Origin of the sequence: Bradyrhizobium erythrophlei (assembly GCF_900142985.1) — a bacterium.
GTDB lineage: Bacteria > Pseudomonadota > Alphaproteobacteria > Rhizobiales > Xanthobacteraceae > Bradyrhizobium > Bradyrhizobium erythrophlei_B.
In genome coordinates, this window is record NZ_LT670849.1 from 1416435 (window position 1) to 1432486 (window position 16052).

Below are 16052 nucleotides of genomic sequence, written 5' to 3' on the forward strand. Positions count from 1 at the left end.
TCCTGTTGCGCTGAGCCGTGTCTATCGGGCGTTCAGGCTGTCGTTGCGCACAAGCCTGTCGGGACCGCTCGATTTCGGCTGCGGGCCGCCCGTCGCCCAATCGAGAAGCTCAATCGTGTGCATCACAGGAACTGACGTACCGCTGGCAATCTGCACCATGCACCCGATATTGCCCGCAGCGATCATGTCCGGCTTGACCATCGCAATATTGGCGACCTTTCGATCGCGCAATTTGTTCGCAATGTCAGGCTGGAGAATGTTGTAGGTCCCCGCCGAACCGCAGCACAAATGGCTCTCGGGTACATCTTTCACCACGAATCCGTTCTTGGAAAGCAATTCTTTCGGCAGTTGCGTGATTTTCTGCCCGTGCTGAAGCGAACAGGCGGAGTGATAAGCGACGACGATGTCGTCGTGACGCTGCATTGGGGGCGGAAGATCGAGGCCGCTGACATACTCGGTAATGTCCTTGGCCAGTGCTGAAACCTTCGCGGCGCGAGCGGCGAAATCGCGGTCCTGACGCAGCATGAAACCGTAGTCCTTGATGACGGTGCCGCAGCCGGAGGCCGTCACCAGGATGGCGTCGAGGCCGCCGCGATCGGCCTCGGCAAGCCAGGCCGCGGTGTTGGCGCGGGCGAATTCGAGCGCCGCATCCTCGCGCCCCATGTGATGGGTCAATGCGCCGCAGCATTGCTCGTCCTTGACCAGCACGACCTCGATGCCGTGGCGGGTCAAGAGGCTAATGGCAGCCTGATTGATCCTTGGCGCCAGCACCTGTTGCGCGCACCCTTGCAGCAGAGCGACCCGCCCGCGCCGTTCGCCCTTGGCTTCAAAAACGCTGCCGGCAACGGGCCCCATCTCGGGCAGGCCGCGCGGTGACAGCGACAGCATCGCCTTGATCCGCCTAAACAAACCCGGCGTCGCCGATGCGCCGCCGGACGGCAGGAGGCTCGCGAAAGGACGCGCCAAGCGCGCCAAGATCATGCTGGCGCGAAACAGTTTCGGCCGTGGCAAAACGAGTGCGAGCACCGCGCGCAGCAACCGTTCGAGCAGCGGCCGCTTGTAGTCCCGCTCGATCCTTACCCGCGCCTGATCGACGAGATGCATGTAGTTCACGCCCGACGGGCACGTAGTCATGCAGGAAAGGCAGGAGAGACAACGATCGATGTGCTTGACCACCTCCGCGGTCGGCGGACGGTCTTTTTCCAGCATCTCCTTGATGAGATAAATCCTGCCGCGCGGACTATCGAGTTCATCGCCGAGCAAGACATAGGTCGGACAGGTCGCGGTGCAGAACCCGCAATGCACGCACTTGCGCAGGATCGTGTCGGCTTCCGCTATGTTGGGATCGGCCAGCTGCGCGGCGCTGAATTCGGTCTTCATGTTCCCCGCCTCATCCGGCCACGATTGAGAATGCCCTTGGGGTCGAAGCTTTGCCGCACGCGTTCACCTAACGCCGCGACGCCCTCGGATGCGGGGTGAAACACGTCGACCTGCCGCCTCACCTGTTCGGACGCGCGCAGCAGCGTCGCGTGCCCGCCGGCCGCATTCGCGTGCTGGCGCACCAGCGCCGCCTGCGCATCCGGTTTTGGCGGCAGCGCCGCCCAGATCAGGCCGCCGCCCCAGTCGTAGAGCACGTCGCCCCCGGTTTCACGGGCAAGGCGTTCGCCCAAGGCCGCGCCCGTGGCAGGCGGGCAGACGATGCGCCAGACCGGCCACGCACCGAGCGGCCCCTTGGCCGCAAAGGGTTCCACGTCGCGAACGCATTCCCACACCGCCGCCGAACGCTCGTCCTCGATCGTCTCGGTGGTTCCGAACCGCGCGAGCTGCCTGGCCAGCGAGGCCGCGCGATGCGTGGCAGAGGCGGTGATCCCCTCCAGGCGTACCAGCGTCAGCGCCTGGCCGGGCGACCTGAGGCTGCCAAGCGCTGCGGCCGCATCGCGCAAGGCCGATTTCGGCAGATGCGCCGCGCCCGACACATCGAAGGGGGAACCGAGCGATGCGGTCATTGCCTGATTGGCCGTGGCATCGTCGAGCCCGCGCAGCACCAGCGTGCGCTCGCTCTCCGGCCTCGGCATCACCTTCAGCGTCACTTCGGTGACGACCGCGAGCGTGCCCCAGGAACCCGCGAGCAGCTTGCAGAGGTCGTAGCCGGTCACGTTCTTCACGACCCGCCCACCGGCCTTGAAACTGTCGCCAAATCCCGAGACGGCATGGGCGCCGAGCAGATGGTCGCGCGCGGCGCCGGCCTGGATCCGGCGCGGCCCGGCAAGACCCGCGGCGATCATGCCACCGATCGTTCCGGTTCCAGGCGCGCTCAGCAATGGCGCCGTGTCCATCGGCTCGAAGGCAAACCGCTGGTTCTTTGAATCGATCAACGATTTGACGTCGGCAAGCGGCGCGCCCGCCTCCACCGTGATGATCAGTTCATTCGGCTCGTAGGATTTCACGGCGTTAAGCGCCGACAGATCGAGCAACGCGTTGGTCGCCATCGGCTGACCAACCATCCGCTTGGTGCCATGGCCGACGATCTCAAGCGGCTGTTCGCCGGCGATCGCGGCCCGCACCACCTGCTCGACATCCTGGGCGTCACGTACCTTGAGGGTATCCACGCGGGCCACGCTCAAAATCGCGGGAGGTCGGGAAAAGCGAGCTTGCCCGCATGCACATGCATGCGGCCAAGTTCGGCGCAGCGATGCAGCGTCGGAAACACCTTGCCCGGATTGAGCAGCCCCTGGGCGTCGAAGGCGCATTTGAGCCGCTGCTGCTGATTGAGGTCGATTTCGGAAAACATTTCCGGCATCAGGTCCCGCTTCTCGATACCAACGCCGTGCTCGCCCGTGAGCACGCCGCCGAGTTCGACGCAGGCCCGCAGGATATCGGCGCCGAACGCTTCGGCGCGCTCCATCTCTCCGGGCTGGTTGGCGTCGTAGAGAATGAGCGGATGCAGATTGCCGTCACCGGCGTGAAACACGTTGGCGCAGCGCAGGCCATACTTCTGCGAGAGTTCGCGAATTCTGGCGAGCGCCTTCGGCAACGCACCGCGCGGGATGGTGCCATCCATGCACAGATAGTCGGGCGAAATCCGTCCCACGGCGGGGAACGCCGCCTTGCGGCCGGCCCAGAACAGGTTGCGTTCGGCCTCCGAATTGGAGATCAGGCAGACCGTGGAGCCGCAGCCTTGCGAAATCTTCTCGACCCGCTTGATCAATTCATCGACCTCGACGCCGGGACCATCGAGCTCGATAATCAGCAGCGCCTCGACATCGAGCGGATAGCCGGCGTGAACGAAGGCTTCGGCGGCGTGGATCGCGGGCTTGTCCATCATCTCCATGCCGCCGGGGATGATGCCGGAGCCGATGATCTGCGCCACGCATTCGCCGGCCGCCTCGACCTCGGAAAAGCCGACCATCAGCGCGCGCGCCGTCTCCGGCTTTTGCAGGATGCGCACCGTGATCTCGGTGATGACGCCGAGCAGCCCCTCCGAACCCGTGATAATTCCCATCAGGTCGTAGCCGGCATTCTCGGCGGTCTTGCCGCCGATGCGAAGCACCTCGCCCGATATCAGCACGATCTCGCATCCGAGCACGTTGTTGGTGGTCATGCCGTATTTCAGGCAGTGCACGCCGCCGGAATTTTCCGCGACGTTGCCGCCGATCGAACAAGCGATCTGGGACGACGGATCGGGCGCATAATAGAAGCCCGCATGCGCGACCGCCTGGCTGATCGCGAGATTGGTGACGCCGGGTTCGGTGACCACTGCGCGGTTGTCGAAATCGATCTCGCGGATACGCTTGAACTTGCCCAAGCCCAGCAGCACCGCATCCGCCAGCGGCAACGAACCGCCCGACAGCGACGTGCCGGAACCGCGCGGCACCACCTTGATGCCCTGCTCGAAGCAATATTTGAGCACTTTCGAGACCTGCTCGGTGGTGTCGGGCAGCACCACCACCATCGGCGGCTGGCGGTAGGCCATCAGCCCGTCGGACTCGTAAGGGGCCATTTCGGCGGGCGTATCGATCACGCCCTCACCCGGTACGATGGCACGCAGCGCCTCGACGATTGTCTTGCGGCGGGCCAAAACCGCCTGATCCGGCGCGGGCATCATGATGGTCATTGCGAGCTCTCCGCGGCGATCCCTTCAGCGATTCCGACATTGCCGATTTCCCGTGAGGAATCAAGCACGTCCGGTTGGATCGCGAGAACGAGGGCACTAATCGCCGAACGGCGCGTTTTCATAGGGTGGAAGCCGCGTGCGAACTTGAAAAACCCACCCCTCGCGGCCCTTGTCCATCGCCCGCGCCCTATGCCACAACGGGCTGTTCTCCCGTCCCAAGCAAGCTGTTCTCCCGTCCCAAGCAAAAAGAGCCGAGAATGAAAAAATTGATACTTAGCACCGTGATCGTCCTTGCATCGTCGGCAATCGTACCGGCCGCGCTGGCGCAGGACGCCGCCGCCGGCAAGAGCTCCTTCAACAAGTGCCTGGCCTGTCACGCGATCGGCGAGGACGCCAAGAACAAGGTTGGACCGGAGCTCAACGGCCTCGACGGCCGCAAGGCCGGCACTGTGCCGGATTACAACTACTCCGAGGCCAACAAGAATTCCGGCATCACCTGGAACGAGGCCAACTTCAAGGAATACATCAAGGACCCGAAGGCCAAGGTGCCCGGCACCAAGATGTTCTTTGCCGGCATCAAGAACGAGAAGGAGGTCAACGACCTCTGGGCCTTCATCTCGGGTTACGACAAGGACGGCAAGACCAAGTAAGCGCCGTCAAAAGACATCTCGTACTTTCTCAGTGGCCGGGCTTCGTCCCGGCCATTTTCTTTTGAAGTGACGCTCTCGTATCAATTCGAGGCCGTCGCAGGCTTGGGAGATCCGATCGTACCGATGGATTCGATCTCACGGACCACGAGATCGGTGGCGGCGTTTTGCACCATGTGACCGACGCCCGGCAGCACGATCAGCCTGGCGTTCGCCACTGCGGCAGCAAAGGGCCGGGAATGAATGTTCGTCGACACGGTCTTGTCGACATCGCCGGAGATTATGACGGTCGGCGCTGAAATTTCGCCATAGCGCGCTACCTGGTCCCTGACCGCCTGTTTCAGTCGCACCAGATCGCGGGCATTGGCGAGAAACTCACGCGGGCGCAGCAGCAGCGGCGTCGCGGTATCGTCAACGAAATCATCCGGCATCACTTGCGGCAGAAACACCGCGCGCGCGCCGCGCTCCGTGAGGAAATACCCGAGCGGAAGCGTGATCGTGTAAGCGAGCAGCGGGCCGATGACGGGCTTTGCCACCAGTGCATTGTACCAGCCGACGCCGCCCTCCCAGGGATGGGTGACGGGCGCCAGCATCACGAGACCTGCGACACGCTCGGGATAGTCGATCGCCATCCGCGCGCCCAGCGCTCCGGCCCACGAATGCACCACCAGGATTACGGGACCGACGCCGAGCTTGTTCAGTGCTTCCTCGATCAAGCGCCCCTGCGCGGCCGGCGTGGAGTTGTCCATAGCGGAGCCAGAACTCCAGCCGTGACCGGGCCGGTCGATCAGGATCACGCGGTGGCGCGCAGCAAGCCTGTCGCCAAGCGGCCGGCGCATCGCCTCCAGATTCGAGCTTGCGCCATGAACCAGGACGATGGGCGGGCCTGACACCTCTTTTGGGCCGATATCGAGCACATTCAGCGTCGCGCCAGCCACCTCGACCGGCTTTCCGTGCGCCGGGAAACGGTGCTGAAAAATGACGACGCCGGCTTGTGTCGCCAGCGTCAAAATCACGAGCGCGGCGGCGAAAAGCACGGGCAGCATAGGGAAAATCCGGTTCGGAATGGGCACACGGCAGTTACGCGCCAGGCAGGAGGGCGGTTTCGGCCAATCATGGCCGGACGAGTTATCCACCGCACCCCACAGGGGGCCCTCGCCTCTTCATACAGCCGTCACCGCCGGCTTCCTATAAGCAAACGCGGCACTTTTCGTTTCTTCTTGCTTCCGGCGGCTACGCGTCATTGGGGAATTTCGCGGATCCGGCCTTTCCACATAATCCACAGCAACCCGTGGATGCCAACGCAGTTGTCATGCGGGGAATATTTGGAGGCTTTTCGATGAGTTCCGGATCACATGAGGCCGCGATCGATGAAATCGTGGCACGGTGCAATGGCGATATTCGCGGTGCTTTGAAGGCGCTTTTGCTGGTCAATGAACAGCTTGAGGCCGAGCTCGCCGAACTTCACGCCGCAGTCGCGGATGGCGGACCGGCTGGCGCAAGGCGCGGCGTCCTGCACTAGCTGCCGCTCTTCCCTGGATACCGCGCAGCTAGATGTCGCGACCCTCGACTTTTTCGGTCAGGGTCTTGACCAGGTCCGGCACCTTGTCGAGGTGCGGATTGACGGCGAGCGCTTTGCGGAAGGCATCCAGCGCGCGCTTCTCGTCGCCAAGATCCTGCATGATCATGCCGAGCCCGGCGAGCGCCCCGAAATGGCGCGGCTCACGCGCCAATACCTGCTCGATATCCGCAAGCGAGTGCGCGTAGTCGTTCCTCAGGTAATAGAGCGTCGCGCGGCGGTTCCAGCCTTCGACATAGTCGGGACGTAACTTGACGACCGCATCAAGCAGCTTGAGCGCGACGTCGGAATTTTGCGCCTCCATCGCCGTTTTGGCGCGTGTCATCAAAAGCGCAACGGTATCGCTCGGCGTCTGTAGCCAGATCGCCCATATCCGCCCCTCGACGTGCTTGGCGCTGGCTTCGTCCGGGGCCGCCTTCAGCGCGCCAAACAGGAAGTCGAGCCCACGCGTCTTGTCGGCCGAAACCTTCGGGAGTTTCGCCGGCGCGTCCGGCAGCTTCTTCTGTTTTGGGTCTTGCGCGAACGAGGCGGTCGGCGCCGCGCTGATGATCGCGGCGAGGAGAATGGCTAGATGGAATCTGGTGGCCATCGGCAAAGTCTAGACGCAGCAAAACCCGCTTGCAAAGCGGCAAACGTCAAAGACCTGTGATGAACGAAAAACGGGCAAAACCGGCTGCAAAGCCGGTTTCGGGAACCAAATTTTGCAAGCGGGTGTGAGGTCAGAGCCGCCGTCAGAATCAGCCCTGGCGCGCCTTGAAGCGGCGCTGAACCTTGTTGATCACATAGACCCGGCCCTTGCGGCGGACCAGACGGTTGTTGCGGTTACGACCGCGCAGCGATTTCAGCGAGTTACGGACCTTCATGGGACATTCCTGATGCTTTGAAAGGCCGTGTGCGGCACGATCATCCGGGCAACCCGAAAAATACCTCCGGGCGACCCCAACCATGGAAAAAACGATTTTACCCGCCGGCGGCGATGCCGCCCGGGACGCGCGGTTTCTAAGGCAAACCGCGGCCAAATGTCAATCCAAGCGCGCTTCAGCCGGAAAAAAGGGCCATGGAAGGTCGCAAACCAGCGCCTTTACCGCCGCCCATGACCGCAAAATGGTTATATAATATAACCAATTGCGGAACTGGCCCGGAGCCCGGGGCCGGCGGGGAGGAAAAGATGCCAAAGCCAAAGCTGCCCAATCTCGACGACGCCGTGGCGATCGATATCCACACCCATGCCGAGGAGCCCTGCGGCCTGCATGGCGATGACGGTTACGACGACTTCCAGGCGCAAATGGCCAGCTATTTCAAATCGCCGAACAAGCATCCGCCGACCGTTGAAGAGACCGCCGCCTATTACCGGGCCAAGAAAATCGCCGCCGTGATCTTTCCGGTCGATGCCGAGCGCGAGACCGGCTTCCGCCGCTACAACAATGACGAGATGCTTCAGGTTGCCGCGGAAAATTCCGACGTGCTGATCCCGTTTGCCAGCATCGATCCGCACAAGGGCAAGCTCGGCGTCCGCGAGGCGAAACGGCTGATGTCGGAGTTCGGCGTCAAAGGTTTCAAATTCCATCCGACCATGCAGGGCTTTTATCCCAACGACCGCATGGCCTATCCGCTCTATGAAGCGATCAGCGACGGCGGGGCGATTGCGCTGTTTCACACCGGCCAAACCGGCGTCGGCAGCGGCATGCCGGGCGGCATGGGCATGCGGCTGAAATATTCCAACCCGATGTACATGGACGACGTCGCGGTGGATTTCCCCGACCTCAAGGTCATCCTCGCGCATCCGTCCTTCCCCTGGCAGGAAGAGGCGCTGTCGGTCGCGACCCACAAGCCGAACGTCTATATCGATCTCTCCGGCTGGTCGCCGAAATATTTCCCGCCGATTCTCGTGCGCTACATCAACTCGATTTTGCAGGACAAGATGCTGTTCGGCTCCGATTGGCCGGTAATCACGCCGGACCGCTGGCTTTCGGACTTCGCCAAGCTCGATATCCGCGACGAGATCAGGCCGAAAGTGCTAAAGCAAAACGCGCGAAAACTGCTGGGCATCTAGGCGTTGCGGCTAATGGGGTGGACGCGGCGCGCCCACATTTGTCAGGCTATCGATGAGATAGTTGGCGAGTTCGCCGACAACGCGAGAATTGCTGCGCCGGCCGAATGAATATGCCAGCTCCACCGCGGGCAACTGCGGCAGCCGCACGCCGTGGCGAACTACGCGCAACGGCGCGGTAACGAGCGCGCGCGCCAGCACCGTGATGCCCATGCCCTCCACGGCCGCCGACTTCAGGCATTCGAAACTCGGGCTGACAAAGCTGACATGCCAGGGCTGCTTGTGGTCCTTCAGCGCCGCAATCGCGCAACGGCGATAGGCGCACCCTTCGGGAAAAAGGATCAACGGCATTGGGCTCGTGGCGTCAGGCGAATAGTTCGGACCGCTGACCCACACCAGTTGCTCGCGCAGGGCGACGGTGCCGCTCTTCGCACCGGCCGGCTGCTTGAAAAAGGCAAGATCGAATTCGCCCCGCGCGCTTCGTTTCATCAGATTTTCCGATTGGTTGGCCTCGATCTCCAGGCCAACCATCGGATGCCTGTTCCTGAATCTCCCGAGCCAGGTCGTGAAGTCGCGACCGAAGAAGTCGAGCGGCACGCCAAGTCGTACGGAGCCGGTCAATACGTCGTCGGACATCGAGGCATAGGCCTCATCGTTGAGTTGAAGGATGCGCCGCGCATATTGCACAAGCTTGCCGCCCTCCGACGTGAGGTTGATCACGCGGCCCTTGCGTCGCGTCAAAAGATCCCTGCCAACCTGAGCTTCGAGCTTGGCAATCTGTTGGCTGACGGTCGATTGCGACCGGCCTACACTTTCAGCGGCGCGCGAGATGCTCATCGCCTCGGCGACAAACAGAAACGAACGCAGGCAATCGATATCGAAATTCATCTTGCGCTCCATAATCGCAAATACCGATACTGGTCATCGCGATTATTCATTTTGTCTCTTTAGGGCTTGCGGGTAAAGAGGCAGTGTCGGCTATGTTCGCGACTCGTTTCGCGGACCACCAATCCGCCGCAGAGCGGAAAATAATCAAAACATGGGGAGGCACATGGCTCGCGACGAGGCGGCGCTGGAGGCAGCGCACGGCTTGGTCAGGCAACTGATCGCCGAAAAACTGAAATACCTGGTTCCGATGACAATTCTGTTCATGACCAGTTATATTGGCCTGACGGTTCTCGCAGGCTTCGCCCGGGATCTTGTTGGAACCAGGATGATCGGTTCGGTCAATCTCGGCTTTTTCCTGATCGCGTTGAACTATCTGTTGTCCTGGATACTCGCGATCGCCTACGGATATGTTGCCGCCGGCAAGTTCGACGTGCTGGCAGCAATCGCGGCGACGCAAGCATCACGCGCGGAGGCCAAGCGATGAGCCCCACGCTCGGTATCTTCGTCGTCATTCTGCTGATCACACTCGCCATCACCTATTGGGCCGCGAAGCGCACTTCGACGACGGCTGATTTCTACGCAGCCGACAGCCGCCTGACCCCGGCGCAGAACGGCTTTGCGCTGGCCGGCGATTGGTGCAGCGCCGCTGCCTTTCTCGGATTCACCGGACTGACTGCACTCTATGGTATGGACGGCGCGTTTTATGCGCTCGGTCCCCTGGTTGCGTTCTGCACCGTGCTGTTTCTGATCGCCGAGCCGATGCGCAACACCGGAAAATACACGCTCGGTGACATTATTCGCAGCCGCATGCAGACGCGAGCCTCGCTGTTGGCGGCAATCGCCGGCACCGTGGTCGTCAACTTTGCCTATCTGATGCCGCAGATGGCAGGTGCCGGCGTGCTGGTGCGCCTTTTGACCGGCATCTCCTACGACTGGGCAGTCGTCTTCGTTGGCGTCAGCATGATAGTCTATGTCGCGTTCGGCGGCATGCTGGCGACGACCTGGGTCCAAATCGTCAAAGCCGTTTTGATGCTCTCAGCCGGCGCGATCATTATGGCGATGATCCTGGCGCAGGTGCATTTTGATCCGCTCGCCCTGTTCGCGGATGCGGAACAAAAATACAGTGCCAAGTATCTGCTGCCCGGCAACTACCTGAAGAATCCGTTCGATCAGATTTCCCTCGGACTGGGTTACACGCTGGGGCTTGCAGGACTGCCGCATGTCATGACCCGCTTTTATACCGTACCCGATGCCAAGGCGGCGCGGCGCTCGGTGGTCTGGGTCATGTTTCTGGCCGGCAGCTTCTTCGCAGGCACTAGCTTGTTTGGTCTCGCGGCGGCCGACTTCGTCGGACAGGACGCCATTCGCGCGGCGGACAAAGGCGGCAATCTGGCACTGCCGCTGCTGGCGCAATATCTTGGCGGCGGCAAGGGAACTCTCGGCGGCGATCTCATGCTGGGCTTTGTCGCTGCGGTTGCGGTTGCAACCATCCTCGCGGTCGTATCGGCTCTGACATTATCGACGTCCGGCGCGATCGCCCACGACTTCTACGTTAACTGGGTCAAGCACGGCGAGGTGGAAGGCACGAGGGAAGTGTGGATCGCCCGCGTGACGGCAGTGGTGATCGGGGTGCTGGCGATTGTGCTTGGCATTCTCGCCCAAGGCGTCAACGTCGCGGTGCTGGTTATCCTGGCCATTTGCGTAGCCGCGAGCGCCAACTTTCCGGTCCTGATCCTGTCGTTGTTCTGGCGCCGCTTCAACACCGGCGGGGTCGTCGGCGGCATGGCCGTCGGGCTTGTGTCATCGGTAGCGCTGGCGATGATCGGACCGGCGATGCGCGGGGCTGACGCGCTCTGGCCGTTGGTCAATCCGACCATCGTGTCGCTGCCGCTGGGATTTTTAGGGGCTGTGCTGGGCACCCTGATCTGGGGCCGTGACATGAAAAACGAGGAGCGCTTTGACGCTTTCCTGTTGCAGGTTCATACCGGCATCACATCGAAGTAGAAGAGGCCCGGAATCATCCGATCAGATGAAAGAGAAAACTCCCGTGACAATCAATGCCGTTGTCTTTGATGCCTATGGCACGCTCTATGACATTCAATCGGTCGCTGCCGTGACCGAACAAGCCTTTCCCGGCTACGGCGACATCATCACGCAGATCTGGCGCATCAAGCAGCTCGAATACACCTGGCTGCGCTCGTTGATGCGCCGTTACGAAGATTTCTCCGTCGTCACACGCGACTCGCTCGCTTATACGCTGCGCGTGCTCGGGCTGAGCTATGATGCAACAGCATTCGATCGCATCATGGAGAAATATCTCCATCTCGATCTCTATCCGGATGCGTCGGCGGCACTGGCCTCTCTCAAGGGCAAAAAGCTCGCGATCCTCTCCAACGGCTCCAGCGACATGCTCAACGCGCTGGTGAACAACACGGGATTGGATCGCGTGCTGAATGCGACCATCAGCGTCGATCGAAAACGTGTCTTCAAGCCGGCGCCGGAAGCCTACACGCTGATCGAGGAAATCCTCGGCGCACGCCCGGACGAGGTGCTCTTCGTTTCGTCCAATCCGTGGGATGCTTGCGGCGCCAAGAGTTTTGGCCTGAACGTCGCATGGATCGAACGGGTGACGCCGCAGGCGATGGCGGAAGCCTGCATCAAAAGCGACGTCGTTCCGCCATTGACGATGTTCAAGGCGCTGCGTACGCAGATGGACGAACTTGGTGTAACACCCGACCACCGCATCCGCGCTCTGTCAGAATTGTCCGGCATAGTGCGGCAAACTTGAAGTTCCTTCAATGCCGCGGCAAGTTCTTTATAGGAACTTCAAATTCAGTGCCGCACTAAGAACCATAAGTTGCTAGAGCTCCCTTGATTTCGAAGTTCGCATCAGAGGTCGCCGCGAGGGTTTGCGAAATTCGAAATCGAGCTCTAGTCGCCCGCCACCCGTGAGCCTTGAATGAGTCTTGAGTCCGTCCGAGCCTTCTTCGCCGAGAGGGCGCCTGAAATCACCGTGATTGAATCATCCAAGAGCTCGGCGACGGTGGCACTCGCCGCCGAAGCCTATGGCGTCGAGCCCGCGCGGATCGCAAAGACCTTGAGCCTTCGCGTTGGCGAGCAGGTGATCCTGATCGTCGCCAGCGGCACCTCGCGGATGGACAATAAAAAGGTCAAGGCGCGCTTCGGCGGCAAACCGAAAATGCTCGGCCTCGATGAAGTCGCCGACATTACCGGACATGAAGTGGGCGGCGTCTGTCCGTTCGGACTGAAGACCCCGCTGCCTATCTATTGCGACATTTCGCTGAAGGACTTTGACGAGGTCGTGCCCGCAGCAGGTTCGATCAACAGCGCGGTGCGGATTGCACCATCGCTCATGGCCGAGCTCGTCGCCGCCGAGTGGGTCGATGTGTGCTAGGCGCGTTAATATTGATAGCCACGCCGGACCGACGGCTGCCGCGAAGCCTGCGGCGGTGGAGCGTTGTCGCTGTCGCTTGATTCGAACACGGCGCGGCATGGCGCGCTGAGCTGTGGCGTGTTCGCTTGCAAACAGGCCACAATCCGGTTCTCGTCAGGTATCGCGGCTCCGCACAGGCGGAACACATCGGGAGTGCAAGCCATCTGCTGCTCCATGGTACCGCGATGTTCCTGAGCCAGGGCCGTCGTTCCGGCGGCAGCCGTGGCCGCCAATCCGACCAAAGCAAATATCTGGAAAAATCGGTGCGTTCGCATGATCGCCCCCTTCCTCTTCAGCACGTGAGTCATCGTCCCGGCGAACCGGTTCATCCAGCAAACTAAATCAATGAGGCTAGGACGGGTTCGCGCCGAACAAAAAAATGTGAGCGAACATGAAAAATGGCGCCTATTCCACCCTGCCGATGCGTTTGACCGCCGCGACGAGGCGAGCACTGTCGGTCTCGACGAATTTTGCAAATTCCGGCGCGTCCATGTAGGCGACCGGACTTCCCGCAGTCTCGAAGGTCTTGATCACCTCGGGATTTTTCACGCTTTGCGCCATCGCTTCGCGCAGCCTTGTCATGATCGGTTGCGGCAGCGCCTTCTGCGCAAAGAGGCCGGCCCAGATGTAAAACTCGACGTCCTGGTAGCCGCGTTCCTTGAACGTCGGCAGATCGGGGAAACTCGCGATGCGCTCGGCGCCCCAGTTGGCGAGCACACGCATCTTGCCGTCATCGACGAGCTGGCGCAGCGTCCCCGGCGCCGAGGCGACCGCATCCACCGTCCCGGTCAGGATCGCATTCAGCGCAGGCGCCGCGCCGCGATAGGGAATATGTTGCAGTTTAATGCCGGCCGAAGCCGCGAACATTTCCATCGCGACATGCAGCGTGCCGTAAGGGCCGGACGAGCCGTAGCGGATTTCACCGGGGCGCTTCCTGGCATCGGCCACGAATTCTTCCAGCGTCTTCCATGGCGCCGATGCCGGGATTGCGAGCAAGGTCGGATCAGCCAGCACGCGCGCCACCGGCGCAAATTGCGAGACTTCATAAACCGCCGGGCGATCGAAAAGACGATCGGCCTCGGGCAGCACCGCAAGCGACGACAGCGTCATCAGCAAGGTATAGCCATCGGGTTCGGCACGCGCCGCCGCCGCGTTGCCGATCGCACCGCCCGCCCCGCCGGCGCGGTTGTCGACGATCACCGATTTGCCGAGGATCTGCTCGAGTGCGTGCGCGATGGGACGCGCCGCCAGGTCAGCCTGCCCGCCGGCCGGAAACGGCACGATCATCGAGATCGTGTGCGTCGGCCAGTCCATCGCCACCATCGCGGACGATGGCCGCGCGGCGGACAACAGCGGCAGCGCGGCGGTCGCTTTCAGCAATTCACGTCGGTTCATCGGCAGTTTCCCCCCAAGTCTTGTTTTTCTGCTCGACTGGTTACACCAACCGAGGCGGAGGGTGAACTGCGCAATAGGTTGGACGGAGCGCAAAAGCGCTCCCCTGCCCTTATGCGCGGCGCGATGACTTTGGTTTTTTCACCCTGCCGAAATGTTCGGCGAGAAAATCGCCCAAGGCCTCGACGCGCGCGGGACGCGGCCCGCCCGGCGGCATCACCAGATGCACCGCGCCTTCCGGCTGTGACCAGCCTTTCAGAATGACTTCGACCTCGCCCGACCGGATGGCGTCGCCGGCGATGAAATCCGGCAGATCGGCAATCCCCAGGCCTGCGATCACAGACGGCAACACCGCTTCGCCGTTGTTGACACGAAGCTGGCCCGCCGGGCGCACGCTCACCTCGTCGCCTTCTGCATTGCTGTAGTGCCAGACGTCGGCGGTCGAGAGGTAGGCGTAACTGAAGCATTTGTGTTGCGCGAGGTGCATCGGATGGGTCGGCCGGCCATGGCGTTTCAGATAGGAAGCGGCGGCCACCGTATGACGCGGCATCGCACATAGCCGCCGCGCGATCAGCGAGGAATCCGGCAGCCGCGCAATCCGCAGCGCGGCGTCAAAGCCCTCGCCGATCAGATCGACCGTCGCATCGCTCAAGTGGAGATCGATGGAAACGTCGGGATAGGCTTCGAGAAATTTCGGCAGGATCGGCGCCACCGCCTTCACCCCGAAGGTCATCGGCACCGCGAGGCGAACGAGCCCGCGCGGCACGATCGACTGCGCCAGCGCCTCGTTCTCCGCTGCCTCGCCGTCGGCCAGCAGCCGCTGGGCGCGTCCGGAGAGTTTCTGTCCGGCGTCGGTGAGTGCAAGCCGGCGCGAAGTGCGGTTGAACAGCCGCGCTCCGAGCCGCTCCTCGAGGCGGGTAACTGCCTTGGATACCGTGGCCTTCGACAGCGCCAACTCGCTGGCCGCCGCGGCAAAGGAACGTAACTCGACGACTTTGGCGAAAATCGCCAGCCCCTCGAAATCCGGAAGTTTGGCCATGGCCCCTCAAGGTTTAAAAACAGAAACCATATGTTTCAATTGTTTCTATTTATAGATGAATGCAGGGGGTTTATCCAGATGGCCATGTGAACTTTCAGAACTTGATGGAGTACCTCATGCTTGACCTTCGACCTTTCAACCGCCTGGGCGCCGCCGATCACGGCTGGCTGAAGGCGAAACACCATTTTTCGTTCGGCTCTCATTACGATCCCGACAATATGGGCTTCGGTGCACTTCGCGTCTGGAACGACGACGAGATCGCGCCCAACACCGGCTTTCCTGCGCATCCCCACGCCAACATGGAAATCATCACCTATGTGCGCGAAGGTGCGATCACGCATCAGGACAGCCTCGGCAACAAGGGCCGTACCGAAGCCGGCGACGTCCAGGTGATGAGCGCGGGAAGCGGCATCCGTCACTCCGAATACAATCTGGAGCCCAAGCCGACCAAGATTTTCCAGATCTGGATCCAGCCGACCACATCGGGCGGCGCGCCGACCTGGGGCGCCAAGCCGTTTCCCAAAGCGGATCGATCCGGCCAGTTCGTTGCGATCGCGAGCGGACAGGCGGACGACAAGGACGCACTGCCGATCCGTGCCAATGCGCGCGTACTGGCTGCGACATTGAAGGCAGGCGAAAGCGCGCAGTACACCCCGACCAAGGCGCGCCGTCTCTATCTCGTGCCCGCCGTCGGCAAGGTCGAAGTCAACGGCGTCAACGTCAATGCCCGCGACGGCCTCGCGATCAGCGACGAAGCGCAGATCAAGATCACCGCGCTGGAAGATTCCGAACTGGTGCTGGTCGACGCGGCGTAACAGCCCCTTCGCTTCTCACCCCAAACCAGGCATTGCCGGCACAAGGCCGGCAATGCTCTCCCGCCCCGAACCTC

Annotated in this window: 18 protein-coding genes; 8 read left to right on the top strand and 10 right to left on the bottom strand. The window is 61.8% G+C overall.

The window, feature by feature from the left end:
* Nucleotides 1-21: 21 nt before the first annotated feature.
* From glcF to BUA38_RS06585, 3 genes are read right to left on the bottom strand one after another with little or no spacing between them, the layout of a single operon-like run.
* The gene (glcF, locus tag BUA38_RS06575; protein ID WP_072817224.1) at nucleotides 22-1380 is read right to left on the bottom strand and encodes a glycolate oxidase subunit GlcF; all 1359 of its coding nucleotides are present in this window, start codon (nucleotides 1378-1380) and stop codon (nucleotides 22-24) included.
* On the bottom strand, nucleotides 1377-2609 hold the full coding sequence (locus BUA38_RS06580) for an FAD-binding protein (RefSeq protein WP_072825891.1): 1233 nt from the start codon (nucleotides 2607-2609) through the stop codon (nucleotides 1377-1379). Before BUA38_RS06580 ends, glcF begins: the two co-directional genes overlap by 4 nt.
* Before the next feature lie 11 nt (nucleotides 2610-2620).
* Nucleotides 2621-4114 carry an FAD-linked oxidase C-terminal domain-containing protein gene (locus tag BUA38_RS06585; protein WP_072817225.1) on the bottom strand — a complete coding sequence of 498 codons (1494 nt, stop codon included), beginning with the start codon at nucleotides 4112-4114 and terminating at the stop codon, nucleotides 2621-2623.
* A gap of 257 nt (nucleotides 4115-4371) precedes the next feature.
* Here BUA38_RS06585 and cycA point away from each other — a divergent pair, with 257 nt between their 5' ends.
* A complete protein-coding gene (gene cycA / locus BUA38_RS06590) occupies nucleotides 4372-4764 on the top strand; it encodes a cytochrome c-550 CycA (protein WP_072817226.1) in 393 nt (130 codons plus the stop codon).
* An 80-nt stretch (nucleotides 4765-4844) separates the two neighbouring features.
* Here the strand turns inward: cycA and BUA38_RS06595 are convergent, their stop codons facing one another.
* The gene (locus BUA38_RS06595; protein ID WP_072817227.1) at nucleotides 4845-5807 is read right to left on the bottom strand and encodes an alpha/beta fold hydrolase; all 963 of its coding nucleotides are present in this window, start codon (nucleotides 5805-5807) and stop codon (nucleotides 4845-4847) included.
* A gap of 293 nt (nucleotides 5808-6100) precedes the next feature.
* Here BUA38_RS06595 and BUA38_RS06600 point away from each other — a divergent pair, with 293 nt between their 5' ends.
* A complete protein-coding gene (locus BUA38_RS06600; protein WP_072817228.1) occupies nucleotides 6101-6283 on the top strand; it encodes a hypothetical protein in 183 nt (60 codons plus the stop codon).
* Between the two features lie 28 nt (nucleotides 6284-6311).
* On the opposite strand, the gene BUA38_RS06605 is transcribed toward BUA38_RS06600, so the two are convergent.
* Nucleotides 6312-6929 carry a tetratricopeptide repeat protein gene (locus BUA38_RS06605; RefSeq protein ID WP_072817229.1) on the bottom strand — a complete coding sequence of 206 codons (618 nt, stop codon included), beginning with the start codon at nucleotides 6927-6929 and terminating at the stop codon, nucleotides 6312-6314.
* A 148-nt stretch (nucleotides 6930-7077) separates the two neighbouring features.
* Nucleotides 7078-7203 carry a type B 50S ribosomal protein L36 gene (gene ykgO, locus BUA38_RS06610; RefSeq protein ID WP_002713372.1) on the bottom strand — a complete coding sequence of 42 codons (126 nt, stop codon included), beginning with the start codon at nucleotides 7201-7203 and terminating at the stop codon, nucleotides 7078-7080.
* Nucleotides 7204-7508: 305 nt separating this feature from the next.
* Here ykgO and BUA38_RS06615 point away from each other — a divergent pair, with 305 nt between their 5' ends.
* Nucleotides 7509-8393, top strand: a complete 885-nt coding sequence (locus tag BUA38_RS06615; protein WP_072825892.1) for an amidohydrolase family protein — start codon at nucleotides 7509-7511, stop codon at nucleotides 8391-8393.
* Nucleotides 8394-8402: 9 nt separating this feature from the next.
* On the opposite strand, the gene BUA38_RS06620 is transcribed toward BUA38_RS06615, so the two are convergent.
* Complete coding sequence (locus tag BUA38_RS06620) at nucleotides 8403-9278, bottom strand: LysR substrate-binding domain-containing protein (protein WP_072825893.1); 876 nt, start codon at nucleotides 9276-9278, stop codon at nucleotides 8403-8405.
* 163 nt (nucleotides 9279-9441) lie between these two features.
* On the opposite strand from BUA38_RS06620, the gene BUA38_RS06625 reads away from it, so the two are divergent.
* The 4 genes from BUA38_RS06625 (at nucleotide 9442) to BUA38_RS06640 (ending at nucleotide 12693) form a co-directional block, all read left to right on the top strand.
* Nucleotides 9442-9762, top strand: a complete 321-nt coding sequence (locus BUA38_RS06625) for a DUF485 domain-containing protein (protein WP_072817230.1) — start codon at nucleotides 9442-9444, stop codon at nucleotides 9760-9762.
* A complete protein-coding gene (locus tag BUA38_RS06630) occupies nucleotides 9759-11282 on the top strand; it encodes a solute symporter family protein (RefSeq protein ID WP_072817231.1) in 1524 nt (507 codons plus the stop codon). Before BUA38_RS06625 ends, BUA38_RS06630 begins: the two co-directional genes overlap by 4 nt.
* Nucleotides 11283-11325: 43 nt before the next feature.
* Nucleotides 11326-12066 (top strand): haloacid dehalogenase type II, encoded by a 741-nt coding sequence (locus BUA38_RS06635; RefSeq protein ID WP_072825894.1) that lies wholly within the window; start codon nucleotides 11326-11328, stop codon nucleotides 12064-12066.
* Between the two features lie 171 nt (nucleotides 12067-12237).
* On the top strand, nucleotides 12238-12693 hold the full coding sequence (locus BUA38_RS06640; protein WP_072817232.1) for a YbaK/EbsC family protein: 456 nt from the start codon (nucleotides 12238-12240) through the stop codon (nucleotides 12691-12693).
* A gap of 5 nt (nucleotides 12694-12698) precedes the next feature.
* Here BUA38_RS06640 and BUA38_RS06645 read toward each other — a convergent pair whose 3' ends face one another.
* From BUA38_RS06645 to BUA38_RS06655, 3 genes are all read right to left on the bottom strand, one after another.
* Entirely contained in the window at nucleotides 12699-13061 is a 363-nt protein-coding gene (locus tag BUA38_RS06645) for a hypothetical protein (protein WP_425304946.1), read from the bottom strand.
* 76 nt (nucleotides 13062-13137) lie between these two features.
* Complete coding sequence (locus tag BUA38_RS06650; protein WP_072817233.1) at nucleotides 13138-14127, bottom strand: tripartite tricarboxylate transporter substrate binding protein; 990 nt, start codon at nucleotides 14125-14127, stop codon at nucleotides 13138-13140.
* 109 nt (nucleotides 14128-14236) lie between these two features.
* Entirely contained in the window at nucleotides 14237-15163 is a 927-nt protein-coding gene (locus BUA38_RS06655) for a LysR family transcriptional regulator (RefSeq protein ID WP_072817234.1), read from the bottom strand.
* Between the two features lie 116 nt (nucleotides 15164-15279).
* Between BUA38_RS06655 and BUA38_RS06660 the strand changes: the two genes are divergently transcribed.
* Nucleotides 15280-15978, top strand: a complete 699-nt coding sequence (locus tag BUA38_RS06660) for a pirin family protein (RefSeq protein WP_072817235.1) — start codon at nucleotides 15280-15282, stop codon at nucleotides 15976-15978.
* The last annotated feature ends 74 nt before the right edge of the window (nucleotides 15979-16052 follow it).